The sequence below is a fragment of the Rathayibacter sp. VKM Ac-2835 genome (assembly GCF_013266705.1).
Lineage (GTDB): Bacteria > Actinomycetota > Actinomycetes > Actinomycetales > Microbacteriaceae > Rathayibacter.
In genome coordinates, this window is the sequence record NZ_JABSNQ010000003.1 from 380,186 (window position 1) to 403,811 (window position 23,626).

Sequence of the window (23,626 nt, forward strand, 5' to 3'; positions counted from 1 at the left end):
CGGTCTCGGCGGGGAGGTCGTCCGTCGCCGACGCTGCCTGGAGCAACTCGTCGTCGCCATCGGAGCGGCCGGAGGCAGGCTCTGTCTGGAGCGCGATGACACGCTGGTCGCCCGCGACTCCGCTGGCTGCTTCGGGCGATCATCCCCGTCGCGGGTCGCCGGTCCTCCTGCGCGGAGGATCGATCAGGCGCCGCGGGTTGACGCAGCGTCGGAGTCAAGACCGGGCGGGCCTGCTGAACAGGTTCACGACCGTGCCGTCCGGATCGCGGACGAGGGCGGAGCGGTTGCCCCACGGCATGGTGGTCGGCTCGAGCACCACGTCCTCGCCGGAGAGTCCGAGCGCGGCGAAGGCGCCGTCGACGTCGGCCACCTCGAACTCGAGGAGGACGGAGCGGTTCGTCGCGGGGGTGAGGGCTCCGTCGAGCATCGCGACGGTCCCCGCGGCGGCGATCGCGAGGGTTCCACCCGGTCCGCTGAACTGCGCGAAGACGGGTGCCGGGCGCTCGGCGGGCCGGCCGGTGACCCGCTCGTAGAAGGCGACGAGGCCGTCGAGGTCGTCGGTGATGATGCGGACGGAGGCGAACGACATGGGATTCCTTCGGTGAGCCCGGTGACGGGAGCGGATGACGGGAGGGCCCCAGCCTCGCCGGTCGTCGCGACACCGTCCTGTCGGTGTTTCCGGGAGCTCGCCGGCGCAGCGTCAGTCGCCGAGGACGGACCGCAGCCGCCCGTCCTGGATCGCGAGGTCCTCGACGCGGAGGGCGCGCTGCGGAGGCCGCTCCCCGGTCACCTCGACCGACAGCATCCGGTCACCCCGGAACGCCCGCACCCCGTCCCGCAGCCGGCACCACGCGATCAGGTACCACTGGCCGTCCTTCCCGATCGAGCCGAGCGGTTCGACGTCGCGGACGGACTCCGCGCCGCTGCCGTCCCGGTAGCGCAGCCGCACGACCCGGTCCGCTCGGAGAGCCGCCGCGAACTCCGCGGGAACGGCCGCGTCCTCTCCGCCCTCGAGGAAGTACACCCGCGACGCGACCGCACCCGCGCGTGCGGCGTCCCCCTCCGGCATGACCGCGAGCACCTTGCGGGCGGCGCTCCGGGCGGCGTGACGGAAGGGACTGCGCTGCAGCGCACCGAGGCCGATCAGCACCGCGAGGGCCTCGTCCAGCGTGAATCCCGCCGGGCCGAGTGTCGCGGACGCGTCGATGACGTACCCGCCCGTCCGGCCGGGCTCCGCCCAGATCGGCAGACCCGACTGCTGCAGCGCGGAGAGGTCCCGCTCGATGGTCCGCACCGACACCTCGAACCGCTCGGCGAGGCGACGCGCGCTCCGCGGCCGGGGCGAGACCGCCCGCAGCTCCTCGACGAGGCCGTAGAGACGATCGGTGCGGTTCACCCGGCCATCCTCCGCCCTGCACGCGTCAGCCGGACGGCGCGTCCTGCGTCAGTCGGAGGGCGCGTCGGCCTGGTAGACCTTCCGGAACGCGTCCTTCCGGGCGATCTTCCCGCCGCGGAACTCGTAGATGTCGCAGCCGCGCGTGACCTGGGGTGCGCCGTCCGGTCCGGTCCCGGTGAAGGACCAGGTGGCGGCCCCGCGGGTTCCGGAGATGAGGGGCTCGCCCTCCTCGTGCCGCTCCTGCCCGGTGTCGAAGGCGAGCATGAGCGCGAAGCCCTCGCGGACCTGCTCCTTGCCGGACCAGGTCCGGCCGGGCTCGGGACCGACGGACGCGCCGTAGACGCAGTCGTCGGTGACGTGGCTCATCAGCGCCTCGAGGTCGTGGCGGCTCCAGGCGTCGCTGAACGCGGCCAGCACCTCGGGCGTCATCTCGCTCGTGCTGTCGTCGGTCAGGAGGGGATCGCTCATCAGAACTCCGGTCGTTCGCGTCGGTGGACCGTCGTCGGTCGCTCTGCGACCGTGACAGGTGCCGGTCGCGGGGGCAATGCCCTCTAGCGGTCATGTCCGGAATCGGACGGCCGGGACCACTGCCGCTGCGATCACTGCGGCAGGAGCCCGACCAGGGGAGGCGGGACGAGCGTCACCAGCCCGACGAGGTCGCCTTGGATCGAGGTGCGCGGGGGCGGCGTTCTCACGCCGCTCCGGGTCGCATCGCCGCGACGTCAGGCGGCGGCGATGAGCGCCGCGAGGGAGTCGAGGGCGCCGGGGACGAGGCGGTAGTAGGCCCAGGTCCCCCGCTTGTCGCGGGTCAGGATCCCGGCGTCGACGAGGACCTTCAGGTGGTGCGAGACGGTGGACTGGCCGAGTCCGAGCGGCTCGGTGAGGTCGCACACGCACGCTTCCTGGCCGTCGTGGGCGGCGATCATCGAGATCAGTCGCAGCCGCGCGGGGTCCGCGATCGCGCGCAGCGAGCGGGCGAGCTTCTCGGCGTTCTCCGTGCTCATCGCCTCGCGGGTCAGCGGTGCGCAGCAGGCGGCGACGTCCGTCAGGGGGAGCATCTCGAGAACGGCCATGCCCCATCTTCCCATGGATCGACGCGTGTCGATATAGTCGGCCGTGCCTGCATCGACGGAGATCGATGCGGCCGCCCCGTTCCGTCGACGCCCAGGAGTTCCGATGACCGCCCCCACCGTCCTCTTCGTCTGCATCCACAACGCGGGACGCTCGCAGATGGCCGCCGGCTACATGCGCGCCCTCTCGAACGGCGCTGTCGAGGTGCTCTCCGGCGGGTCCGAGCCCGGCGACCAGATCAACCCGATGGCGATCGCGGCGATGGCGGAGGAGGGCATCGACATCTCGCAGGCCGTGCCCACGCTGATGACCACCGAGCAGGTGCGCGAGTCGGACGCCGTGATCACCATGGGCTGCGGCGACGTCTGCCCGATCTTCCCCGGCAAGCGCTACGAGGACTGGTCGCTCACGGACCCCAAGGGCAAGTCGCTCGACGAGGTCCGTCCGATCCGCGACGACATCAAGGCCCGCGTCGAGGCGCTGCTGGCCGAGCTGCTGCCCGCCGGCCGCTGACCCGACGAGCCGAGGATCCCGCCATGGCGATGCTCCTGACCGTCCCACCCCGCGCCGACGAGCGCCGCAGCTCGCCCCGGTCATCCGCTACCGCTCCCGGGTGACCGCCGTGACCCGCGAGGGCATGGACCGCACCCGCTCCACCGGCTCGTCCGCGACGGTGCGATCAGCCTCCTGGACCGCTTCGAGATCGACCGCCTCGAGAAGGCGCCCTCCGGCGGTGTCACCGTGATGGGGCGGCGCCGGAAGGAGCGCGAGAGCATCGAGGCCGACGTCGTCGTGCAGGCCACCGGGTTCCGGCCCGACCTCGGCATGCTGCGCGAGATCCGCGTCTCCCTGGACGAGATCGTGGAGGCGCCGCGCGCGCTCGCGACGCTGATCGACCCGAACCTGCACTCCTGCGGCACGGTCGACCCGCACGGCGTCGCCGAGCTCGCGCACCCCGAGCCGAACTTCTCCATCGCCGGGATGAAGTCGTACGGCAGAGCGCCGACGTTCCTGCTCGTCACCGGCTACGAGCAGGTCCGCTCGATCGCGGACGAGCTCGCGGGCGACCACGCCGCGGCTCGGCGGGTGCAGCTCGTGCTCCCCGAGACCGGCGTGTGCTCCACCGACATCGGATCCGCCGGAGGAAGCTGCTGCTCGTGACCGACGCGACCCGTCCCCGCCTCCTCTACGTCAGCGACCTGGGCTACCAGGCCGAGGGGCGCCGGTACTGCGACGAGGACATCGACCTGTCCGCGCGCCTCGGCGGGGACTTCGACGTCGCGATCTGCCACCCCTCGGCCGCCCGCCGCCTCCTGGACCGCTTCGACCTCGTCGTGGTCCGCAACAGCGGTCCGGTGATCCACGACCTGGCCGGGTACGAGGCGCTCCGGGCCGCGATCCGAGCGAGCGGAGTCCCGGTGTTCACCGACCTCCGCGGCAAGGCCGACCAGATCGGCAAGCAGTACCTGCTCGACCTGTTCACCGCCGGCTACCCGGTCATCCCCACGGTCGACGACCTGAGCGAGCTGGACCGGCTGCCGGCGGTGCAGGAGTTCGTGGTCAAGCCGCGGTTCGGCGCCGACTCCCTGGGCCTCGCGTTCGTGACGCGCGACGACCTTCCGGGGCTCGACCTCGAGGGCCGCCTCCTGCAGCCCCGCATCGACTTCGCGCACGAGATCTCGTTCTGCTTCGTGGACCGGACACCGCAGTACGCGCTCTTCGCTCCGGATCCGGCCGCGCGCTGGCGACTCGAGCCGTACGACGCGACCCGAGCCGACTGGGACTTCGCGCAGCGCTTCGTCGACTGGAACGACGTCGAGCACGGCGTCCAGCGGGTGGACGCCTGCCGCACCCGGGAGGGCGAGCTGCTGCTCGTCGAACTGGAGGACCTCAACCCGTACCTCTCGCTCGCCCTCGTGGACGACGCCACCCGAGACGCCTTCGTCGAGAGCATGACGCGGTCGCTGCACGCACTGGTGCGCGGAGACTGACGCCGCGAGTCGACGAGCGGCGGGGCTTCAGACGGGTCGAGCGATCCCGGCGCGCCGGTCGGCGTCGGCGCTCGCACCGGGGCCGGCGCGGTGGTGGCGGGGGAGGGTCTCGACGGAGTGCTCCGCCTGGTGGATCGCGTCGGTGACGAGGCGGCGGGCGTGCTCGTCGACGAGGCGGTAGAAGACGCGGGTCCCGTCGTGGCGGGTGGTGACCATGCGGGCGAGGCGGAGCTTCGCGAGGTGCTGCGAGACGGCGGTGGGGCTCTTGTCGACGAGGGTCGCGAGCTCGGTGACGGAGCGCTCGCCGTCGCTCAGCGCGAGGACGATGCGGACGCGGGTGGCGTCCGCGAGCATCGCGAAGACCTCGACGGCGAGCTCGACGTACTGGCTGTCCTGCTCGTCCGGGGCGCGGTCGTCCTTCATGTGCCGATCCTGTCACGGGTGCCGGTGGGGATCCTGCCCTCTCCCGAGGTGCCTGCGGATGATGCTGCGAACCTGCATACCTTCACGATCGTGCAGGTATAGGCTGGGGCGTCCCGACGTCAGGAGTCCTCGCGTGCTGTCCGTTCTGCGCTCCCGCGCCTACCGCTCGCTGTTCGCCGCTCAGGTGATCGCGCTGATCGGGACGGGTCTGCTCACCGTCGCGCTCGGCCTGCTCGCCTACGACCTCGCCGGCGCGCAGGCGGGCGCCGTCCTCGGAACGGCGCTGACGATCAAGATGGTCGCCTACGTCGGCGTCGCCCCCGTCATCGCGGCGCTCGTGCACCGCCTGCCGAAGAAGGTCGTCCTCGTCGGCGCCGACCTGATCCGCGCCGCCGTCGCGCTGTCGCTGCCGTTCCTGACGGACGTCTGGCAGATCTACGTCCTGGTGTTCGTCCTCCAGGCCGCGTCCGCGACGTTCACGCCCGCGTTCCAGTCCCTCATCCCGGTGGTGCTTCCGGACGAGCGCGAGTACACGAAGGCGCTCTCCCTCTCCCGACTCGCCTACGACCTCGAGGCGCTGGTCAGCCCGATCCTCGCGGCGGTCCTGCTGACGGTGATCAGCTCCAGCAACCTCTTCCTCGGCACCGTCATCGGCTTCCTCTGCTCCGCGATCCTCGTCGTGACGACACGGCTGCCGGGCCGGCCCGAGGTCGCCGCCCCCGGGAACCTCTGGCAGCGGACCACCGCCGGCGTCCGCGTGTTCGCCCGCACCCCGTCGCTGCGGTTCCTGATGGGCCTGAACCTCACCGTCGGCGCCGCGACCGCGCTCGTGCTCGTCAACACCGTCGTCTACGCCCGCGACGTGTTCGCGCTCGGCGACTCCAGCCTCGCCCTCGCGCTCGCCTGCTACGGCGGCGGCTCCCTCCTCGTCGCCCTGAACGTCCCGCGGCTGATCGACCGGTACGGCGACCGGCGGGTCATGCTCGCCGGCAGCGTCCTCGCGATCACCGGCCTCGCCCTCGCGATCGCGATGACCCTCCTCTCCGCAACGTGGCCGGGCGCCTGGTGGCTGCTCCTGGCGACCTGGGCGGTCCTCGGCGCCGGGAACTCCCTCATCGGCACGCCCTCCTCGCGACTGCTGATGCGGGCGGCGACGGAGGAGAACCGCAGCGCGATCTACACCGCGCAGTTCTCCCTCTCCCACGCCTGCTTCCTCATCACCTACCCCCTCGCCGGCTGGATCGGCGCCGTCAGCCTCCCCGGCGCCGCCGCCGCGCTCCTGGTCCTCGCCCTGCTCGGGGCCGTCCTCGCCCGCCGCTCCTGGCCCGCCGGGGAGCCGGCCGGGCAGGACGCCGCGCCGGCGGGGGATCAGCCGGACAGGCGGAGGGCGCCGAGGAGGTGGCCGCGCAGCTCCTCGGGGTCGACGGAGGGCCGCAGGGCGAGCAGCGTCGCGTAGCCGAACGAGACGGCGATCACCAGGTCGGCGGTCCGCGTCGCCGTCGCGAGCCCGAGCTCCGCGCCGTCGCGCTGCTCCGCCCAGGGCCGGAGGCCGCCGACGAGGAGCGTCCGCAGGTGCGCCAGGTTCTCCTCGGCCACGGCGGCGAGGTCGCCGTCCCGCGCGATCTCGCCCCAGACCTGCACGAGCACGGACGTCCGCGAGCGGTCGGCGGCCGCCCCGTCGAGCAGGCGCGCGACGAGCGCCTCCGGCGTGGGCGCGGGCGCGGCCTCCGGGGCGTCGCCGATCGCGGTGAAGCGCTCCTCGAGCATCGTCGACATCACGTACCGCAGCAGATCGGCCTTGCTGTCGAAGTGGGAGTAGATCGCTCCGGAGGACAGGCCGGACGCCCGGATGATGTCCGCCATCGTCGTGCCGGCGATGCCGTTCTCCGCGAAGCAGTCCAGGGCGGCCGCCGCGATCCGGCGGCGCCGCTCCAGGCGGGTGCTGTCCTTGAGCCGAGGCATGCAAACAGCGTATCCGGTCTGTTAGTGTCGCAAACAGCACCGGTGTTCGCTTTGAGTAGCCGGGCTCGAGCGAGAGGATCCCCATGACGGACCAGCAGACCCGCCCCCGCGCGGTCGTGTCCGGAGCGAGCATCGCCGGACTGTCCACGGCGTTCTGGCTCCGGCGGGCGGGCTGGGACGTCATCGTCCTCGAGCGCGCGCCGCGGTTCCGCGACGGCGGGCAGAACGTCGACGTCCGCGGACTCGCGAAGGACGTCCTGGAGCGGATGGGGCTCCTCGACGCCGTGCGAGCGGCCACCACGACCGAGACGGGCACGGTCGTCGTCGACGCCGACGGAGCTGTGCGCGCGACCCTCCCCTCCGACGGTCCGGAGGGCGCGACGGCGGAGCTCGAGGTGCTGCGCGGCGATCTCGCGAGGATCGTCCTCGACGCCGTCCAGGACGTCGAGGTGGTCTACGCGGACACGGTCGCGGACGTCCAGGAGCACGCCACCGGGGTGAGCATCGCCACGACGGCGGGGCGGCGCCTGGAGGCGGACGTCCTCGTCGTGGCGGAGGGCGCGCGGTCGACGACGCGCGACCGGCTCTTCCCCGCCGCCTCGATCCACCGCCGCGACCTCGGCATCACGATGGCGGTGGGGACCATCCCCCGGACCGCGTCGGACGATCGGACGTGGCGCTGGTTCAACGCGATCGGCGGCCGATCGGTGCACCTGCGTCCCGACAACCACGGCACCACCCGCGCGATCCTCGCCTACGCGCCGGGGGAGGACCTCCTCGGCGTCGACCGCGCGGAGGCCCTCGCCCGCGTGCGGGCGCGCTACGCGGGGGTCGGCTGGCAGGCGCCCCGGGTCCTCGACGCCTTCGAGAACGCCGACGACCTCTACTTCGACCAGCTCACTCAGATCCGCGTCGACCGGTGGCACCGCGGCCGGGTCGCCCTCGTCGGCGACGCGGCCTGGTGCGTGACCCTGATGGGCGGCGGCGGCGCCTCCCTCGCGCTGATCGGCGGCTACGCCCTCGCCGCCGCGCTCGCGGCGCCCACCGCGGCAGCCGACCCGGCGGCCGCGTTCGCCGCCTACGAGCAGTGGATGCGGCCCCTCGCCGACCGGGTCGGACGCACGCCCCGGGCTCTCGTCCGCTTCGCCTACCCCCGCACGCGCCTCGGACTGGCCGCTCGCGGCGTCGCCGACCGGCTGGTGACGGCCACGATCCTCCGCACCCTCGTGCAGCGCCTGCACGCCGGGAGGAGGGACGACGCCCGGATCGCCCTGCCCGCCCTGTGACGGCGGCGCCGCGCCGCAGACGGCGGCGGAGCAATGCTCCCGGTCGCCGGTCCCCGCACGCGGGGTGCTCGCCGCCGAGGGGGCGAGCGCTGCGTCCCTAGGGTTCGAAGGACCACCATCGGCTGCCCGAAGGAGCCAGACGTCATGGCCGTTCCGCGCGCTCTTCCCGCTCTCCTCCTCGGCCTGCTCGTGCTGCTCGGCGCGCTGACGGTCCCCGCCCCTCCCGCCTCGGCGGCGACCGCGACGCTCTCGCTGTCGCCCTCGAGCGGACCGGTCGGCACCTCGGTGACGGTCTCCGGCACCGGGTTCGCGAAGAAGACGCAGGGAGCGGTGTCCGCGGGATCCGCGAGGACGGTCTTCAGCACGACCGCCGCCGGTTCGTTCTCCGCGATCGTCGTCGTCCCGGCGACGACCGCGGGAGTGCTGACCGTGTCCGCGTCGGTCGCGGGGCGCGTCGCCTCGGCACCCTTCACAGTGACCGAGAGCGGGGCCTCGACGACGGCCGGTCCGGGAGCGACGACGAGCACGCCGACGGCGGTCCCTCCGCAGCGGACCTCGCGCCTGCGCTTCGGCGTCTCGACCCCCGGAGGTGCCGCGGCGAACAGCGAGCTCGACGCCGTCGCCCGGCTCGTGGGCGAGAGCCCGTCGATCGTCCTCTCCTATCAGGACTTCGGCCAGGCGCCTCCGATCGCCGGGCTCGACAGCGTCGCCAGCCGGGGCGCCACGAGCCTGGTCACCTGGGAGCCCTGGCGCTGGGGCGGCGGGGTCGCGCAGCCCGCGTACTCCAACGCCCGCATCCTGGCGGGCGACTTCGACCCCTTCCTCCGGGAGTGGGGTGCGGCGCTCGCCTCGTGGGGGAAGCCGGTGCTCCTGCGGTACGCGCACGAGATGAACGGCGACTGGTACCCGTGGTCGGAGGGGGTGAACGGCAATGCGCCCGGCTCCTTCGCGGCCGCCTGGAGGCACGTGCACGACGTGGTCTCCGCGCAGGGCGCCTCGAACGTGTCGTGGGTGTGGAGCCCGAACATCCCGTACGCCGGCTCGACCGCGCTCCCGGGTCTCTACCCCGGGGCGTCGTACGTGGACGTGGTGGCGCTCGACGGGTACAACTGGGGCACCGCGGCCTCCTGGAGCAGCTGGACCGAGCCGTCCGCGCTCTTCGGCGACGGTCTCGCTCAGCTCCGAGCACTGGCGCCCGGGGTGCCGATCCTGATCGCGGAGACGGCGTCCGCGGAGTCGGGCGGCTCGAAGGCCGCCTGGAACTCGGCGCTCGTGGCCTACCTCGGCGCTCAGCCCGACGTCACCGGCGTGGTCTGGTTCGATCACGACAAGGAGGTCGACTGGCGCATCGGCAGCTCGGCGGCCTCGAGCTCCGCCCTGGCCGCGGCGCTGGCTCAGCGCGGCTGACGGTCCGAGCGGTCGGGAGCCGCCGCGGTCCGGGATCAGTCCGCGGTGCGGGCGGTCTCGGACGGCGCCGGCTCCTCCGTGGCCCGCGAGTCGGTCAGGGAGAGCGAGCCGATCGTCGCGATCACGCCGACGAGGACGGCCACGGCCGCGTAGATGATCCGCTCGCCGGCGAAGAAGGACTGGACGAGGTCGGAGCTCCAGGCGCCGGACGGGAGGGCCTCGGTGACCAGAGCGGCGACCAGGGTGCCGACGACGGCGGTGCCGAGGCTGGTGCCGAGCTCCTGGGAGGTGTCGTTGAGGGCGGCGCCGAGGGAGGTGCGGTTCTCGTCCATCGCCTCGATCAGGGCGACCGCGCAGATGGTCATGATCGTCCGCAGGCCGATCGTCAGCAGGACCATCATCGCGGCGATCGCGAGGTAGCCGTGGTCCACCGCCCAGGCCAGGCCGAGCAGCGAGCCCACCAGCAGTGCCGTGCCGACGAGGCAGGCGAGGCGGTGGCCGAGGCGGGCGGCGAGCCGTTCCGCGATCGGCGTCGCGGCGATCATCGTGACGATGATCGGCAGGTTCGCCAGGCCGGCCTGCATCGGGCTCCAGCCGTACGCGTACTGGAAGTGCAGGATCAGACCGAACAGGACGCTGGCGAACGCGATCGAGGCGGCGAGCTGCGTGAGCGCCGCGCCTCGGACGGGTCCGGTGCGCAGGAGCGCGAGGTCGAGCATCGGCGAGGCCGCGCGCCGCTCGCGGAGGACGAAGCCGACGATCGCGGCGACCGTGCCGAGGGCGCAGGCGATCGTGACGAGCGAGAGCCAGCCGTCCTGCACGCCGCTGGTGAGGGTGTAGCAGCCGAGCCCGATCGCCGTGACGGCGAGGGCGGCGCCGGGGAGGTCGAGCCGCTCGGAGGTGAGATCGGCGCGCCGGTCGGCCTGCACGCCGGCGCGGACGCCGATCCAGGCGATCAGCGCGATCGGCGCGTTGACGACCAGGAGCCACTGCCAGCTGAAGTGGCTGAGGACCGTGCCGCCCAGGATCGGGCCGAGGACGAATCCGGACATGCCGACGATCATCACGATCGTGATCGAGCGCATGCGCAGCTTCTCGTCGTCGAAGAGGCGGAAGATCAGTGACATCGTGACGGGCGCCATGGCCGCAGCGGCGGCTCCGAGCAGCGCCCGCAGCGCGATGAGGTGGCCGATGTCGGTGACGAACACGACGGCCAGGCTGATCAGGCCGAAGGCCGCGAGGCCGGTCAGCAGCACGCGCCGCCGGCCGAACCGGTCGGCGGCCGAGCCGGCGACCAGCAGCAGACCGCCGAAGGTGAGGGAGTAGGCGCCCGTCACCCACTGCAGTCCGGCCGTCCCGCTGTCGAGCGATCGCCCGATCGTAGGCAGCGCGATCGAGAGCAGCGTGTTGTCGACCATCTCGACGAAGAAGGCCAGGCAGAGCGCGGCCAGGGGGAGCGCCGCGGCGCGCAGCGAGGTGTAGGCGGGGGGCTTGGTGGAGACGGCGACGAGGGAGCTCATGGCGGACCTTTCAATCGAACGCCGTACGAGAATCGGACGACGTTCGATAACATAGAACCACGTTCGATAAGATGCAAGACATGCCTGCGGATCGATCGAAGGAGACCGAGCGCGGCAGTGCGCCGCCCGACCGTGCGCGGGGTCGGCGGCGGGCGTCGCACTCGCTCGACACGGTGCTCGCCGAGGCGATCGCGATCCTCGACGAAGCGGGGGAGCCGGCGCTGACCTTCCGGGCTCTGGCGGCACGGCTCGGCGGCGGGGTGGCGAGCATCTACTGGTACGTCTCGAGCCGCGACGAGCTGCTCGACCGGGCGACCGAGGAGGTGATGGGCCGGGTCCTCGAGGACAGCGAGCCGCTCACGCACGGTGCCGACCCCGTGGCGAACCTGCGCGCCCTGGCCCTCGCGCTGTTCGACGAGTTCGTCCGCCGGCCGTGGTTCGGCCAGTTCATGCTCCGCAACAACGGCCTGCAGCCCAACTCGATGGCGATGCACGAGCGGATCGGCCAGCAGCTGATGAGGCTGGACCTCACGCCGCGGCAGCGCTTCCACGCGGCGTCGTCGATCGTGAGCTACGTCGTCGGCGTCGCGATCGACCTCGCACAGCCGCCGCCCAAGGAGTTCCTCGAGAGCGGGCTGGACCGGCTGGAGTTCCTGGCCCTGTTCGCCGTCCGCTGGCGGGCCCTCGACCCCGAGGAGTTCCCCTTCACCCACCAGGTCGCGGACGAGATGGCGACGCACGACGACCTCGACGTGTTCCGCTCCGGACTCGACCTGCTGCTCGACGGGCTGCGCCTCCAGGCCGGGCTCGGACCCGCACCGTGACCGTCCGGCCGCCGGCCCGCGCCGGAGGGGAGCGGCTCGCTCGTCGGTGACGGTCCAGCCGAGCGCGCGTCCGCCGGCCGCCGGCCGGGACCCGGCTCAGCGGCGGACGAGGCGGGTCACCGCGCCTCGCCCGCGCGGAACGCGGAGCCGGGGTGCCCGGCCGGCAGCGTGGGCACGCCGCGGCCGAGGATCCGCTCGCGCATCGATCCGGAGCGGGGCGTCCCGGGCAGCATTCCGCGCTCGCGCAGCAGCGGCATCACCTGCTCGGCGAAGTCCCGGTAGGTCTCCCACGAGCCGTAGGTGTACTCGATCAGGAAGCCGTCGACGTCGGTCCGGTCGACGATCTCCTGCAGCTGATCGGCGACGGACTCCGCGGTGCCGGTGACCCGCATGCCGCCGATCGAGGACGTGATCACGTCGAGGATCTCGGCGACGGTCGGGCTGTACTCGGGCTGCTGGAACATCGCCAGCATGGTCTGCCCGACCTCGGTCGTCACCTCGGCGAGGGTCGCGTCGAGCGGGAACGACATCAGGTCGACGCCGCTCCACCCCATGAACAGCGCGGCGGCGGCCTCGCGCGAGGGCGTCGCGTCGAGCTCGGCGCGCAGGCGGGCCGCCTCCTCCTCCGTGTCGCCGACGATGATCGAGACGGAGGGGAGGACCGTGATGTGCCGCGGGTCGCGGCCGTTCGCCTCGGCCCTCGCCCGCAGGTCGGCCACGGTGGCGGCGGCCTTGCCGAGGTCGCGGTCCTGGATGAAGACGCACTCGCCGTACCGGCCGGCGAAGGCGCGGCCGGCGGAGGAGGTGCCCGCCTGCAGCAGCAGCGGGGTGCGCTGCACCGACGGGATCGCCGGGAAGTAGCCGTCGTAGCGGAAGTACTCGCCCTCGTGGGTGATGCGGTGCACCTTGGCGGGGTCGGCGTAGGTGCGGGTGGCCTTGTCGTAGATCACCGCGTCGTCCTCCCAGGCGCCCTCCCAGAGCTTCAGGCACAGCTCGACGAACTCGGTCGCGCGGCGGTAGCGCTCGTCGTGGGGCGTGACTCCGTCGTGCCCGAGGAGCTTGGTGAGCGCGACCTGGTTGTCGGAGGTGACGATGTTCCAGGCGATGCGGCCCTTCGTCAGGTGGTCGAGCGTGGTGAAGGTGCGGGCGTTGAGGTAGGGCTGCTGCGCGGTGGTGGAGGCGGTGACGACGAAGCCGAGGCGGTCGACGGTCGCCGCGAGAGCGCCGACGAGGGCGAGCGGATCGTGGACGGGGACCTGCACGGCCTCGCGGATCACCACCTCCGGGACGTCGTCTCCGCTCATCGGGTAGCCCAGCGCCTCGGCGAGGAAGAGGAAGTCGAAGCCGGCGTCCTCGAGCTTCCGGGAGAGGTCCTGCCAGTACTCGAGGGTGGCGAAGTCGCGGGTGTCGCCGCGCGGGTGGTGCCAGGCGTTGCTGATGAAGTTCGGCGTGAACTCCTCGAACGCGCCGAGGAAGATCTGCTTGGTCACGGTGCTGCCCTTCGACGGCGATCGGATGCTCCCGATCGGAGGGCTGATAACCTGGCGTTATCACCGTGGCCGATGATAACCAGGAGTAATCACCTGCCGCAAGAGCACCGCCGGGAGGACCGATGAGCGACGACGCCGCGGAGGCCCCCGCCCTCGCCTCCGAGATCGGCCTGCTCGTGCGCGCCCTGCGCACCGCGCGCGGACTCTCGATGCGCGCCCTCGCGGCGGAGGCCGGGGTCTCGCAGCCGTTCCTCTCCAAGCTCGAGAACGGCCGCCTGCTGCCGAGCCTCTCCACCCTCTACGCGCTGGCCGCCGCGTTCGACGTGCCGCCGGCCGAGCTGGTGCCGGCGATCGCCTCCTCCGACGACACGACGCCGGAGGCGCACCTGCGCGCGAGCGACGCGCCGCACGCCCCGCGCGCCCGGCTGGTCGCGGGGGGACCTGGCCGGCGGACGGAGGCGTACCTCTTCACCGCGCAGCCGGGCCAGTCCGACGACGTCGACTTCGCGCACCAGGGCGAGGAGTTCGTCTTCGTCACCGAGGGCACCGCCGTGCTGACCTACGCCGACGGCGCCTCGCACGCGGTGTCGGCCGGCGGATCGATCACCATCGAGACGACGCGCCCGCACCGCTGGTCGGTGCCGGCGGACGCCGACGGTCCGGCCCGCTACCTGCTCGTCACCACCCCTCCGGGCGCCACCGCGGGCTGAGGGTCGCCGCCCGATGCGATGCACCGCCCAGCATGCTTCCCGCAGTGTGGAGATCCGGTGCTCGCTTCCGACGAGGTTCGCGGACGCGGCCCGAGACGGACGATGTGCCGCGCTCCTCACCCTCCCTGGGTGAGGCTGGTGATCAGGTTGATGGCGACGGCGACGACGAAGGTGCCGAAGAAGTAGGACAGCAGAGCGTGGGCCAGGGCGATGCGGCGTGAAGGGGTGGAGGACTGGGTGATGTTGCTCGCGCTGTACGCCATCCCGATCGAGAACGCGGTGTAGGCGAAGTCGCTGTAGGACGGCTCCTCGTCCTGGTCGAAGTCGAAGCGGTGGTGGTCGTCGAGGTAGTACATGCGCGCGTACTTGAAGGCGTAGACGGTGTTGATGAGCGCCCAGGCCGCGACGACCCCGACGACCGCGAGGATCGCGGCCGCGGATCCGACCGGGTCCTTCTGTTGGCTGCGGAGGAGCGCGATGACCACGAGCACGAGGCTGAGGAAGGTGGCGGCGATGATGAGCGAGTCGACCAGCTTCCGGGACCGGTCCTCGTGGCGGGCGAGGTCGCGGGTGCGTTCCGGGTCGGCCGGCCACGCCGTCGACCAGGCCCAGACGAGGAAGACCGCCGCGGCGATCGCCCAGCCGAGCAGAGGCGACAGATCGGGGACACCGAGGAGCGCGGCGATCGCCGCGACGGCTGCGCCGACGAGTGCGGCGACACCGGCCTTGACGGACAGGTGGGACATGACGGTTCCTTTCCGATCGGTGGTTCGTCGTCCGGTCGCGGAGTGCCGTGATGCTCCGCGCCGAGCTGATCCGGGGCGGTCTCATCCGGGGCGGATTCATCGGGCCCGGGCTCGCGAGAGGGGGACGTAGAGGCCGGCGCGCTCGGCGCGGACGGCGGCGAGCGTGCGCGATGTGGCGTCCAGCTTGACCAGGATGTGCTCGAGGTGGGCCGCGACCGTGCGGGGAGCGACTCTCAGCGCCCGGGCGATCTCGAGATTGGAGCACCCCTCGATCACGTGGCCCAGCACCTCGAGCTCCCGCGTTGTCAGGCCGCGCAGGCGTGTCGCGGGGGAGAGCACGACGACTCCGCGGCTCACTGCGGCGAGGTCTCTCTCGCAGGCCAGCACCGTCACCCGCACGTAGCCGTCCGGCGACTGCCGGAGTCCGCGGGGCCACAGGAACGAGGCGTAGTTCCGCCCCTCGGCGAGGGCGTCCCTCGCAGCGTCGATCAGAGCCGAATCGGCGGCGAGCAGCTCGTCCGCGGAGAGGCCCGGAAGGGAGGCGACGCCGTGGTCGGGCAGGAGGACCACGCCTGCTCCGGCTCCGTTGACGACCGAGGCCGACGCGGCGAGCGAGCGGACGGGGTCGATGCCCGACGTGAGCGTCGGCACGAGTCGAGCGAGGCGTCGGCGGACCGCCGGCGACGGCGGTTCCGCGCTCCGGAACAGCACCGTCATGAAGCCCACGTGCCGGCCCCCGTCCTCGAACAGAGCGACGGACAGGGTCTCGTGGAATCCCGCGGGGAGCAGGCACTCCGCCCAGGTCTGCAGGTCCCTCGGGGAGTAGGGCACGTCCGACAGGCTGGTGGGGGGCCGATCGCGATCCGCACCGGTCCTCTCGATGTCGAGCGCCATCTGCGGACCGCTCAGGTAGCGGACGCAGGACTCGTCGAGGTCGGTGCTCGCGACCGAGCGGTACCCCGTGCCGTTCGGCTCGGCCAGTGCCAGCCACGCGCCGTCGAAGGGGATGTGCTGGTGCAGCTCGTCCAGCATCGCCTGAGCCCGCTCGCGGACCGGGCCGGGGCGCGCGGCCGTCTCGGCGAGTTGGAGCGCAGCAGTTCGTGACACGGGACTCGACCACCTCAGGACCAGGGGCAGGGGAAACGGAGGGATTGTCCGAAGACCGGTGCTACTGGGGTACCACCAGGAGCCCCTTCACGGGGACCCCCTCGACGGCAGATCGCATCGGCAGGTCTGCCGATGGCGCTCCCCTCTCCGCAGGGCGTGACATGGGCGTGTCGCGCGGTCGACCCGGGCCGCGGAACGTTCGAGAGCACGTCACGCACGGGAGGGAAACGAGCATGAGAGCAGTGGTGTACGAGGGGCCGCGCACAGTCGCGGTGAGAGACGTCCCGGATGCGCGGATCGAGCGCTCCACCGACGTGCTGGTGCGCATCACGACCACGAACATCTGCGGGTCCGACCTGCACATGTACGAGGGGCGCACCAGCTTCGAGACCGGGCGGTGGTTCGGTCACGAGAACATGGGCGAGGTGATCGAGGTCGGCGACGGCGTCGACAAGGTCGCGGTGGGGGATCACGTCGTCCTGCCGTTCAACGTGGCGTGCGGGCACTGCAAGAACTGCGAGCGCGGGCTGACCAACTACTGCCTCACCGCTCAGCCCGTCCCCGAATGGGCCGGCGCGGCCTACGGCTTCGCCGACATGGGACCGTGGGCCGGAGGCCAGGCCGAGCTGCTGCGGGTGCCGTGGGGCGACTTCAACTGCCTCCGGCTGGGAGAGGACGCGGAGGAGAAGGCCGCCGACTACGTGATGCTCGCCGACATCTTCCCGACCGGGTACCACGCGACGGAGATGGCGGGAGTGAAGCCCGGGGACCAGACCGTGATCTACGGTGCCGGCCCCGTCGGACTGATGGCCGCGCTGTCCGCCACCATCAAGGGTGCGAGCAAGGTCATGGTCGTGGATCGGCATCCGGACCGTCTTCGACTGGCGGAGTCCCTCGGCGCGATCGCCATCGACGACTCGAAGGTCGATCCTGTGGAGGCCGTCCTGGAGTACACCATGGGGCTCGGCGCCGACAACGGCTGCGAGTGCGTCGGCTACCAGGCGCACGACCCCGGCGGCGACGAGCAGCCGAACCTCACGCTGAACCGCCTGGTCCAGTCGGTGCGCTTCACCGGGCGGATCGGCACCGTCGGCGTCTTCGTGCCGCAGGACCCCGGTGGCCCCGACGAGCTCGCGAAGCAGGGGCGCATCGCGTTCGATGCGGGACTGCACTGGTTCAAGGGCCAGACCATGGGAACCGGGCAGGCGCCCGTCAAGAAGTACAACCGCCGGCTCCGCGATCTGATCGCCGCCGGCAAGGCGACGCCGTCCTTCATCGTGAGTCACCAGCTGCCGCTCGAGCAGGCACCGGACGCCTACGAGCACTTCGACAATCGGGACGACGGCTGGACCAAGGTCGTCCTCAAGCCGGGAAAGGCGGCGTGATCATGGCGGGCAGAGCGGCTGCGGCAGTCGGAGTCGGCATCGCAGGAGTCGCGGTGGGCCTCGTCGCCCGTTCCCTCGTGAAGAAGGAACGGGAGTCCGACGGGGACGGGCCGCACCCGGAAGGGTGGAAGGCGGTCACCGTCCTGGGCGAGGCCCGGGACTTCGAGAGCGGCGGGTATCCCGAGCCGCTGGCGCGTCTGGCGGAGTCGCTCGAGATCCGGATCGATCCGGCCCCCGGGGACAAGGGCTTCGAGGTGCACGCCCGAGTCCGCGAGGGTGCCGATCCCGGGGTGGACGACGACCCGGGCAAGGCGCTGCGCGCGGCTCTGCGCGACGCCAAGCAGATCTTCGAGACGGGCGAGGTCCTGCGGGCGACCCCGAGACCGCACGGAGAACGACCGCGCACCCTGCTCGGTGGCGCGGTCGACGAAGCAGAGGACGAGGCGAAAGGCGGAGGTGTGCTGTGAAGGCTCTGTGCTGGACCGGAGTGAACGAGCTCTCGGTCGAGACCGTCGAGGATCCCGGGATCCTCAATGCTCAGGACGCGATCGTCAAGGTGACCCTGAGCACGAGCTGCGGCTCGGATCTCCACCTCCTCGGCGGGTACGTCCCGACCATGCGAGCGGGCGACGTGCTCGGGCACGAGTTCATCGGCGAGATCGTCGAGGTCGGATCGGCCGTCACGAAGCACCGGGTCGGCGACCGTGTCGTGGTCTGCTCGTTCATCAGCTGCGGGAGGTGCTGGTACTGCCGCAACGAGCTCTACTCCCTGTGCGACAACGGCAACCCGAACGCGGGGATCCCCGAGATGCTCTGGGGCCAGGCGCCCGGCGGCTGCTACGGCTACTCCCACGCGCTGGGCGGATGGGCCGGCAGCCACGCCGAGTACATCCGCGTGCCGTACGCCGACCAGGGCGCCTTCCCCGTTCCCGACGGGATCAGCGACCAGCGGGCGCTCTTCGCCTCCGACGCCGCTCCGACCGGATGGATGGGAGCGGACCTCGGCGGCGTCCGGCCCGGAGACACCGTCGCGGTCTGGGGCGCCGGCGGTGTCGGGCAGATGGCGGCGCGCGCGTCGCTGCTGCTCGGCGCCGAGCGCGTCATCGTGATCGACCGCTTCCAGGAGCGGCTGACCCAGGTCGAGCAGGTCATCGGCGCGGAGACCATGAACTACGAGACCAGCGAGGTGACGGCAGAGCTCCGCGAGCTGACGGGCGGACGCGGCCCCGACGTGTGCATCGAGGCGGTCGGCATGGAGGCGCACCGCGACGGTCCCGACTTCGCCTACGACCAGCTGAAGCAGCAGCTGCGGCTGCAGACGGACAGACCCACCGCCGTTCGTGAGGCGATCTTCGCCGCGCGCAAGGGCGGCAGCGTCTTCGTGCTGGGCGTCTTCGGCGGCTTCGTCGACAAGTTCCCCCTGGGGGCGGTGATGAACAAGGGCCTCACGCTCCGGTCGGCTCAGCAGCACGGGCACCGGTACATCCCGATGCTCCTCGAGAGGATGGCGCGAGACGAGATCGTCACCGAGCACCTCGCCACGCACGTCCTGCCGCTCGAGGACGGCCCCGCCGGCTACGCCATGTTCAAGGAGAAGACCGACGGGTGCGTGCGCGCGGTCTTCCGACCCTGAGCGTCGAGGGTGCCGCTCCTCCGCCCTCACGGTCGGCACGACCCCTGGCCGTGGCTGCGCTACTTCGTCGCCGTCCTGAAGGACTCCTACGAGCGGTTCGCCGCGGTCACTGCCGCGAACCGCTCCTCCGGGAGCAAGCAGGACCGCGTCCGCGACTACGTCACGAATCACGCCGCCCCGACGTTCCGCATCGCCGACGTCCGCGCCGCCCTGCCCGGCGTCAGCGATCAGACCATCCGCCTCGCCCTCGACCAGCTCCGCGTCGCCGGCGTCGTGCGGTCCGACGGGGCCGGCCGCACCGCGACGTGGACCCGGATCGGCGGCACCTCGACCTGATCCGGAGAGGACGACCGCGCGCCCTGCGCGGCCGCATCTGGTTCGATGGACGTGCGCGTGCCTCCGATCGGCGGCGCGCTGCCGCTCGAGGAAAGGTCGTCGGAACCCGTGGTCTCCCAGCTCGTACTCGTGGACGATCTCACCGGGGCGCCCATCGCCGCCGGACGCGGCGGGACGGTGTCCTTCTCGGTCGGGGACGACGCGTACGAGATCGACCTGTCCGCGGCGAACATCGGGCACCTGCACCGGGCGCTCGCGCCGTTCGTGGACGCGGCCCGGCCGCTGTCCGAGGCGCCGGCCCGGTCCCGGGTGACGCCGATCGCCGCGAGCGCCGGGCGCAAGAGCCCCGAGATGCTCGCCGCGATCCGGCACTGGGCGCGGCGGCACGGCTACGAGGTCCCGCGCTCCGGCCGAGTGCCCTCGGACGTGCAGGCCGCGTACGACGCGGCGCACTGATCGGGGCCGGTGCTCTCGGCCGCAGTCCCCCGATGCGGCCGAGAGCACCTCGGCACCGACGTCCTCGTCGGTCCGCCTCGCGGCGTCGGCGGAGCCCCCACTCCTCGGCCGCCCCTCCACAGTAGGTTTCCGCGGCGATATCCGCCATCTGTCGTTTTGCGCCATCGGGTCGACGCGGTGGCGGACGGGCCTTCCTAGGCTCGGAGGATGAACGAGGACGTGATCGGTCGGATCGTGCTGGGCCTGGTCATGCTGGGCTCGGGGGTGCTGGTGCTGTGGGCGGCGCGGGCAGCGGCGAGCGGGCGGCTGGGGCGCAACCAGGTCGCGGGCATCCGCACGGCGTCGACGCTCGCGAGCGACGCCGCCTGGCTCGCCGCGCATCGGCGCGCGGAGCGGTCGACCCTCGCGGCCGGCGTGTGCGCGATCGTCTCCGCGGTGCCCGCGGTGCTGCCCGTGCCGATCGGAGCGGTGCTGGTCTCGGTGCTCGTCGGGTGTCTCGCGATCCTCGGGTTCGTGGTGCACGGGGCCGTGGTCGGCGGGCGGGCGGCGCGCGAGGCCGAGGCGGGCGAGCAGGGGCGGTCTCGGCAGGGGAGCTAGGCGCTCCCCTCGCGGGTGCTGAGGAAGGCCGCCGCCGTCGCTGCTGCGAGCAGGACGGCGGCGGCGATCAGCATGCCGGTCTGCATCCCGGTGACGAAGTCGCCGCTGCCGGCGAGGAGCGCGCCGAAGACGGCGATGGCGACGGCGCCGCCGACCTGGCGGAAGGTGTTGAAGACGGCGCTGGCGGTGCTCGCCCGGTGCGGAGGGACGCTCGCGAGGACCACGGCGGTCGCCGGGGGCATGGCGACCGAGCCGCCGACGCCGGTGAGCACCAGCAGGCCGCTGACGAGGAGCGGGGAGCCGAGCGGTGCGGCGGCGAGCAGGCCCGCGAGACCGGCGGCCATCGTGGCGAGTCCGCCGACGATCGGCAGGCGCGGTCCGAAGCGGTTGGCGAGGCGGCCGCTGACGAGGTTCCCGACGACCGCGAAGACGGCGGAGGGCAGGAAGGCGAGCCCGGCGAGCAGCGGGGTGAGGCCGAGGTGCTGCTGGAGGTGGAGGCTGACGACGAAGACCGAGCCGAAGTTGCCGACCATGAACGCGAAGCCGACGAGGAGGGCGAGGCGCATGTTCCGGCCGCGGAAGAGGTCGGGCGGCATCATCGGATGGCGGGCGCGCTGCTGCACGACCAGGAAGCCGGACAGCGCGGCGACGGCGAGGGCGAGGCAGCCGAGGACGAGCGGGTCGTCGAAGCCGATCGCGCCGCCCTCGATCAGCCCGTACATCAGCGCGCCGAGTCCGGTGAGGGAGAGGGCCTGGCCGGCCCGGTCGAACGGCGGCGAGGTGGTGGGGGAGGGGGCGACCCGGCGCAGCAGGGCGAGCATGACCGCGCAGACCGGGATGTTGATGAGGAAGACGAGCCGCCAGTCGATCGTGGTCAGCAGGCCGCCGAGGAGCGGGCCGACGGCGCCGGCGACCGCGCCGCCGACGGCCCAGATCCCGAGGGCGCGGGCGCGCTCGCGGGCGTCGGGGAACGCCTCGCGGATCAGCGCCATCGAGGAGGGCAGCATCGCGGCGGCCGCGGCGCCCTGCACGAACCGGGCGGCGATGAGGGCCCCGACCGTGGGCGCGAGGGCGCAGGCGATGGACGACAGCAGGAACAGGGCGATCCCGGTGCCGAGGGCGCGCTTGGCGCCGATCCGGTCGGCGAGGTTCCCGGCGAAGAGCAGCAGCGAGGCGAACAGGAGCGTGTAGCCGTCGATGATCCACTGCTGCCCGGTGGTGCCGCCGCCGAGGTCGTCGCTGATGCGGGTGAGGGCGACGTTGACGATGAGGATGTCGAGCGTGATCAGGAAGAACCCCAGCGACGCGAGGAACAGGGTGCGCCGCGGGGACGCGGGCTGTCCCGGGACGCGCTGTTCGGGGACACGCTGCTCCGGAACGGCGGGCCGGGGGTGCTCCATGCCCACCACGCTAGGTCGGGGCCGCGCCGCCAGGGGTTCCCCAGCAGGGCACCCGCCCGCCGGTGCGGTGGGCGGGCTGCTGATGCGGAGTGTCCTGCCCGACGTCCCGCGCCACTGATCCTCCTCACTGACCTGACGTGACTGACGCCGGTAGAATTCTGACCTGACGCGATTGACGAAGGGTCGAGAAATGGGCGGGCGGGTTCGAGGTGGCGGTGCGGCGTTCCGTCGGGCGCGCGGGCGGAAGCTCAGCGGGGCGGATCGCCTCCGGGCGGCCGCAGGCGTCGGCGGGGTCTTCGGTGTCGCGCGAGCGGGGCGAGTCCTGCGAGCGCGAGGCGGAGGCCCTTCGGACCGAGCCGTGCCGACCGCGTCCGTCGTGCCCGACGATGCCTCGAGTGATCGAACCGTCAGGCAGAACCGGACCGGCGAATCGATCGACGAAGCGGAACCGGAGCTGCGCGCTCTCCTGGAGGCGGTGCGTCGCCACGCGACCGGCCTGGACCTCGATCTGGTCGCCGGTCGGAGCGGGGGGATGGAGGGCGTCGTCTCGAGGATGTTCGCGAGCGTTCCCGGCGCGAACCACTACGACGCCAAGATCGGGCCGTTCTACGACACGGCCGGTCTGCGGGCGTGGCGGAAGGTGACCCGGCAGTCGATCGACGGCCAGATCGAGCGACGCGATCTCCTCTGCGTCCGCACGGCGGACGGTCATCGGCTGTACCCGGCGTTCCAGTTCGAGGGTCCCGGCGGAGCGCTGCTGCCGCAGCTCCGCACCGTTCTCGCCGCACTGGACCCCCGATCGATCGACGAGTGGGGTGACGCGCTCTGGTTGAACAGCCCGATGCCGTACCTCGACGGGGCGACTCCCGCTCAGGCGCTGCGCCAGGGTCGCATCGAGGAGGTTCTCGTGCACGCGAGGAGCGCCGGCGCGCTCTGGACGTCATGAGTCGCGCGGAGGTCGCTCAGCGGCGCCCGGGGGCCGATCAGGACCTCACGGCGTTCCCGGCGGTGGAGCCGGAGCCCGAGTGGCGGTGGCGGGCGCACTCGGCGGAGCTCTCGGCGTGGTGGTTCAGCACGAGCGGCCGCGGCCGGTTCGACCTGCCCGACAGCGGTGCGGACGGCACCTGCTACGTCGCGGACGACGTCCGGACCGCCGTGCGGGAGAGCCTCGGAGACCGGGTCGTCCCCGACCAGGTGATCACGCCGGCCGCCGCCGCTGCCTTCCGCGTGTCGGCCGTCCTTCCTCCGGCGGGGTGCACGTACGCCGCTGTCACGTCCCGGGACGCGGACCAGCACGGCGTCACGCGCGAGCTCACGACGATGACCGACTACGACGTCACTCAGGCGTGGGCGACGGCCCTGCACACCGCCGGTTTCGACGGGATCCGGTACTCCTCCCGGTATACGAGCGCCGCCGGGCCGAACTCCTGGGCCCTGTTCGCGCCGAAGGGCGGGAACGACGACTTCGCCGTCGACGCGGCGCGCGAGCTGGACGGCCCTGCCGCCTGCGCCCAGGCCGGGGTGCGCGTGCTGGAGCCGCCGCCGCTCGAGCGCGCCGTCACGCTGCTCACGGGGCCGCCGAGCTGACAGTGCTCGGGCCTGCGTGCTGGTGAAGCGACGGCGGAGGACAACGGCATCGACCCGAGAGGACCGGCCGGCAGCGCCTGTGAATGAGACGCAATGTCTCCAGATCCGCTTCGTTCTTGCGACCCTGTGGATACAAACACATATGTCGGATACTGTTCCGAGCGTGCTCCTCACCCGATGTGGGGCACTCCCCCCTCCGGTCACCCTGCCGATGAGGTGTGCGCGCAACGCCCGATTCCCTGATCGGTTCCATTGCGCTCCTCGGGGACGTCTCGCTCGTGGAACGTCGTGAGCGCGAC

General features: G+C 72.4%; 26 protein-coding genes and 1 pseudogene. 16 read left to right on the top strand and 11 right to left on the bottom strand.

The genetic code is table 11. The features are described from left to right. Positions 1 to 214: 214 nt before the first annotated feature. The 4 genes from HRK28_RS15530 to HRK28_RS15545 all read right to left on the bottom strand — a co-directional run bounded on the left by HRK28_RS15530 (position 215) and on the right by HRK28_RS15545 (position 2,469). Positions 215 to 589, bottom strand: coding sequence for a VOC family protein (locus HRK28_RS15530; RefSeq protein WP_160086383.1), 375 nt, complete (start codon positions 587 to 589; stop codon positions 215 to 217). 111 nt (positions 590 to 700) lie between these two features. Further along, positions 701 to 1,396, bottom strand: a complete 696-nt coding sequence (locus tag HRK28_RS15535; protein ID WP_160086385.1) for a YafY family protein — start codon at positions 1,394 to 1,396, stop codon at positions 701 to 703. A gap of 48 nt (positions 1,397 to 1,444) precedes the next feature. Next, on the bottom strand, positions 1,445 to 1,864 hold the full coding sequence (locus HRK28_RS15540; protein WP_160086387.1) for a nuclear transport factor 2 family protein: 420 nt from the start codon (positions 1,862 to 1,864) through the stop codon (positions 1,445 to 1,447). A gap of 254 nt (positions 1,865 to 2,118) precedes the next feature. Further along, positions 2,119 to 2,469 carry a metalloregulator ArsR/SmtB family transcription factor gene (locus HRK28_RS15545; RefSeq protein ID WP_173252256.1) on the bottom strand — a complete coding sequence of 117 codons (351 nt, stop codon included), beginning with the start codon at positions 2,467 to 2,469 and terminating at the stop codon, positions 2,119 to 2,121. A gap of 103 nt (positions 2,470 to 2,572) precedes the next feature. Here HRK28_RS15545 and HRK28_RS15550 point away from each other — a divergent pair, with 103 nt between their 5' ends. From HRK28_RS15550 to HRK28_RS15560, 3 genes and pseudogenes are all read left to right on the top strand, one after another. Further along, the gene (locus tag HRK28_RS15550; RefSeq protein WP_160086391.1) at positions 2,573 to 2,980 is read left to right on the top strand and encodes an arsenate reductase ArsC; all 408 of its coding nucleotides are present in this window, start codon (positions 2,573 to 2,575) and stop codon (positions 2,978 to 2,980) included. A 258-nt stretch (positions 2,981 to 3,238) separates the two neighbouring features. Beyond that, positions 3,239 to 3,628: pseudogene (locus tag HRK28_RS15555) on the top strand (flavoprotein); the annotation flags it as partial. After that, a complete protein-coding gene (locus HRK28_RS15560) occupies positions 3,625 to 4,458 on the top strand; it encodes a hypothetical protein (RefSeq protein ID WP_173252257.1) in 834 nt (277 codons plus the stop codon). The pseudogene HRK28_RS15555 and the gene HRK28_RS15560, both read left to right, overlap by 4 nt. Before the next feature lie 27 nt (positions 4,459 to 4,485). Here the strand turns inward: HRK28_RS15560 and HRK28_RS15565 are convergent, their stop codons facing one another. Next, entirely contained in the window at positions 4,486 to 4,881 is a 396-nt protein-coding gene (locus HRK28_RS15565) for a metalloregulator ArsR/SmtB family transcription factor (protein ID WP_173252258.1), read from the bottom strand. A 133-nt stretch (positions 4,882 to 5,014) separates the two neighbouring features. Between HRK28_RS15565 and HRK28_RS15570 the strand changes: the two genes are divergently transcribed. Continuing rightward, positions 5,015 to 6,337, top strand: a complete 1,323-nt coding sequence (locus HRK28_RS15570) for an MFS transporter (protein WP_173252259.1) — start codon at positions 5,015 to 5,017, stop codon at positions 6,335 to 6,337. Here HRK28_RS15570 and HRK28_RS15575 read toward each other — a convergent pair. Further along, on the bottom strand, positions 6,250 to 6,843 hold the full coding sequence (locus tag HRK28_RS15575) for a TetR/AcrR family transcriptional regulator (RefSeq protein ID WP_160086399.1): 594 nt from the start codon (positions 6,841 to 6,843) through the stop codon (positions 6,250 to 6,252). The genes HRK28_RS15570 and HRK28_RS15575 overlap by 88 nt on opposite strands. An 83-nt stretch (positions 6,844 to 6,926) precedes the next feature. On the opposite strand from HRK28_RS15575, the gene HRK28_RS15580 reads away from it, so the two are divergent. Together HRK28_RS15580 and HRK28_RS15585 are read left to right on the top strand one after the other, a co-directional pair. Next, positions 6,927 to 8,129 carry an FAD-dependent monooxygenase gene (locus HRK28_RS15580; RefSeq protein WP_173252260.1) on the top strand — a complete coding sequence of 401 codons (1,203 nt, stop codon included), beginning with the start codon at positions 6,927 to 6,929 and terminating at the stop codon, positions 8,127 to 8,129. Positions 8,130 to 8,273: 144 nt separating this feature from the next. After that, positions 8,274 to 9,536, top strand: coding sequence for a glycosyl hydrolase (locus HRK28_RS15585; protein WP_173252261.1), 1,263 nt, complete (start codon positions 8,274 to 8,276; stop codon positions 9,534 to 9,536). Positions 9,537 to 9,571: 35 nt separating this feature from the next. Here the strand turns inward: HRK28_RS15585 and HRK28_RS15590 are convergent, their stop codons facing one another. Beyond that, the gene (locus HRK28_RS15590; RefSeq protein WP_173252262.1) at positions 9,572 to 11,056 is read right to left on the bottom strand and encodes an MFS transporter; all 1,485 of its coding nucleotides are present in this window, start codon (positions 11,054 to 11,056) and stop codon (positions 9,572 to 9,574) included. Positions 11,057 to 11,136: 80 nt separating this feature from the next. On the opposite strand from HRK28_RS15590, the gene HRK28_RS15595 reads away from it, so the two are divergent. Continuing rightward, positions 11,137 to 11,880: a TetR/AcrR family transcriptional regulator gene (locus HRK28_RS15595; protein WP_173252263.1), complete on the top strand. Its 744-nt coding sequence runs from the start codon at positions 11,137 to 11,139 to the stop codon at positions 11,878 to 11,880. Between the two features lie 116 nt (positions 11,881 to 11,996). Here the strand turns inward: HRK28_RS15595 and HRK28_RS15600 are convergent, their stop codons facing one another. Then, positions 11,997 to 13,370, bottom strand: coding sequence for an NtaA/DmoA family FMN-dependent monooxygenase (locus HRK28_RS15600; protein WP_173252264.1), 1,374 nt, complete (start codon positions 13,368 to 13,370; stop codon positions 11,997 to 11,999). 122 nt (positions 13,371 to 13,492) lie between these two features. Here HRK28_RS15600 and HRK28_RS15605 point away from each other — a divergent pair, with 122 nt between their 5' ends. Then, positions 13,493 to 14,080 carry a helix-turn-helix domain-containing protein gene (locus HRK28_RS15605; RefSeq protein ID WP_173252265.1) on the top strand — a complete coding sequence of 196 codons (588 nt, stop codon included), beginning with the start codon at positions 13,493 to 13,495 and terminating at the stop codon, positions 14,078 to 14,080. A gap of 116 nt (positions 14,081 to 14,196) precedes the next feature. Here HRK28_RS15605 and HRK28_RS15610 read toward each other — a convergent pair whose 3' ends face one another. Continuing rightward, positions 14,197 to 14,826: a DUF1345 domain-containing protein gene (locus tag HRK28_RS15610; protein ID WP_173252266.1), complete on the bottom strand. Its 630-nt coding sequence runs from the start codon at positions 14,824 to 14,826 to the stop codon at positions 14,197 to 14,199. Between the two features lie 96 nt (positions 14,827 to 14,922). Beyond that, positions 14,923 to 15,933 carry a LuxR C-terminal-related transcriptional regulator gene (locus HRK28_RS20890; protein ID WP_173252267.1) on the bottom strand — a complete coding sequence of 337 codons (1,011 nt, stop codon included), beginning with the start codon at positions 15,931 to 15,933 and terminating at the stop codon, positions 14,923 to 14,925. A gap of 233 nt (positions 15,934 to 16,166) precedes the next feature. On the opposite strand from HRK28_RS20890, the gene HRK28_RS15620 reads away from it, so the two are divergent. The 6 genes from HRK28_RS15620 to HRK28_RS15645 all read left to right on the top strand — a co-directional run bounded on the left by HRK28_RS15620 (position 16,167) and on the right by HRK28_RS15645 (position 20,340). Further along, positions 16,167 to 17,318 (top strand): glutathione-independent formaldehyde dehydrogenase, encoded by a 1,152-nt coding sequence (locus tag HRK28_RS15620; protein WP_173252268.1) that lies wholly within the window; start codon positions 16,167 to 16,169, stop codon positions 17,316 to 17,318. A 2-nt stretch (positions 17,319 to 17,320) separates the two neighbouring features. Beyond that, positions 17,321 to 17,785, top strand: coding sequence for a hypothetical protein (locus HRK28_RS15625; RefSeq protein ID WP_173252269.1), 465 nt, complete (start codon positions 17,321 to 17,323; stop codon positions 17,783 to 17,785). Further along, complete coding sequence (locus tag HRK28_RS15630; RefSeq protein ID WP_160086419.1) at positions 17,782 to 18,951, top strand: zinc-dependent alcohol dehydrogenase; 1,170 nt, start codon at positions 17,782 to 17,784, stop codon at positions 18,949 to 18,951. The genes HRK28_RS15625 and HRK28_RS15630 overlap by 4 nt, the downstream gene beginning before the upstream one ends. A gap of 9 nt (positions 18,952 to 18,960) precedes the next feature. After that, a complete protein-coding gene (locus HRK28_RS15635) occupies positions 18,961 to 19,287 on the top strand; it encodes a hypothetical protein (protein WP_173252270.1) in 327 nt (108 codons plus the stop codon). Between the two features lie 108 nt (positions 19,288 to 19,395). Then, positions 19,396 to 19,743, top strand: coding sequence for an Lsr2 family protein (locus tag HRK28_RS15640; protein ID WP_320528449.1), 348 nt, complete (start codon positions 19,396 to 19,398; stop codon positions 19,741 to 19,743). 207 nt (positions 19,744 to 19,950) lie between these two features. Next, positions 19,951 to 20,340, top strand: a complete 390-nt coding sequence (locus tag HRK28_RS15645) for an SdpI family protein (RefSeq protein WP_160086425.1) — start codon at positions 19,951 to 19,953, stop codon at positions 20,338 to 20,340. On the opposite strand, the gene HRK28_RS15650 is transcribed toward HRK28_RS15645, so the two are convergent. Further along, positions 20,337 to 21,740, bottom strand: coding sequence for an MFS transporter (locus tag HRK28_RS15650; RefSeq protein ID WP_173252272.1), 1,404 nt, complete (start codon positions 21,738 to 21,740; stop codon positions 20,337 to 20,339). The two genes, HRK28_RS15645 and HRK28_RS15650, sit on opposite strands and share 4 nt — an antisense overlap. A 475-nt stretch (positions 21,741 to 22,215) precedes the next feature. Between HRK28_RS15650 and HRK28_RS15655 the strand changes: the two genes are divergently transcribed. Further along, positions 22,216 to 22,686: a hypothetical protein gene (locus HRK28_RS15655; RefSeq protein ID WP_173252273.1), complete on the top strand. Its 471-nt coding sequence runs from the start codon at positions 22,216 to 22,218 to the stop codon at positions 22,684 to 22,686. Beyond that, positions 22,683 to 23,327: an RES family NAD+ phosphorylase gene (locus tag HRK28_RS15660; RefSeq protein ID WP_173252274.1), complete on the top strand. Its 645-nt coding sequence runs from the start codon at positions 22,683 to 22,685 to the stop codon at positions 23,325 to 23,327. The genes HRK28_RS15655 and HRK28_RS15660 overlap by 4 nt, the downstream gene beginning before the upstream one ends. Positions 23,328 to 23,626: the final 299 nt, after the last annotated feature.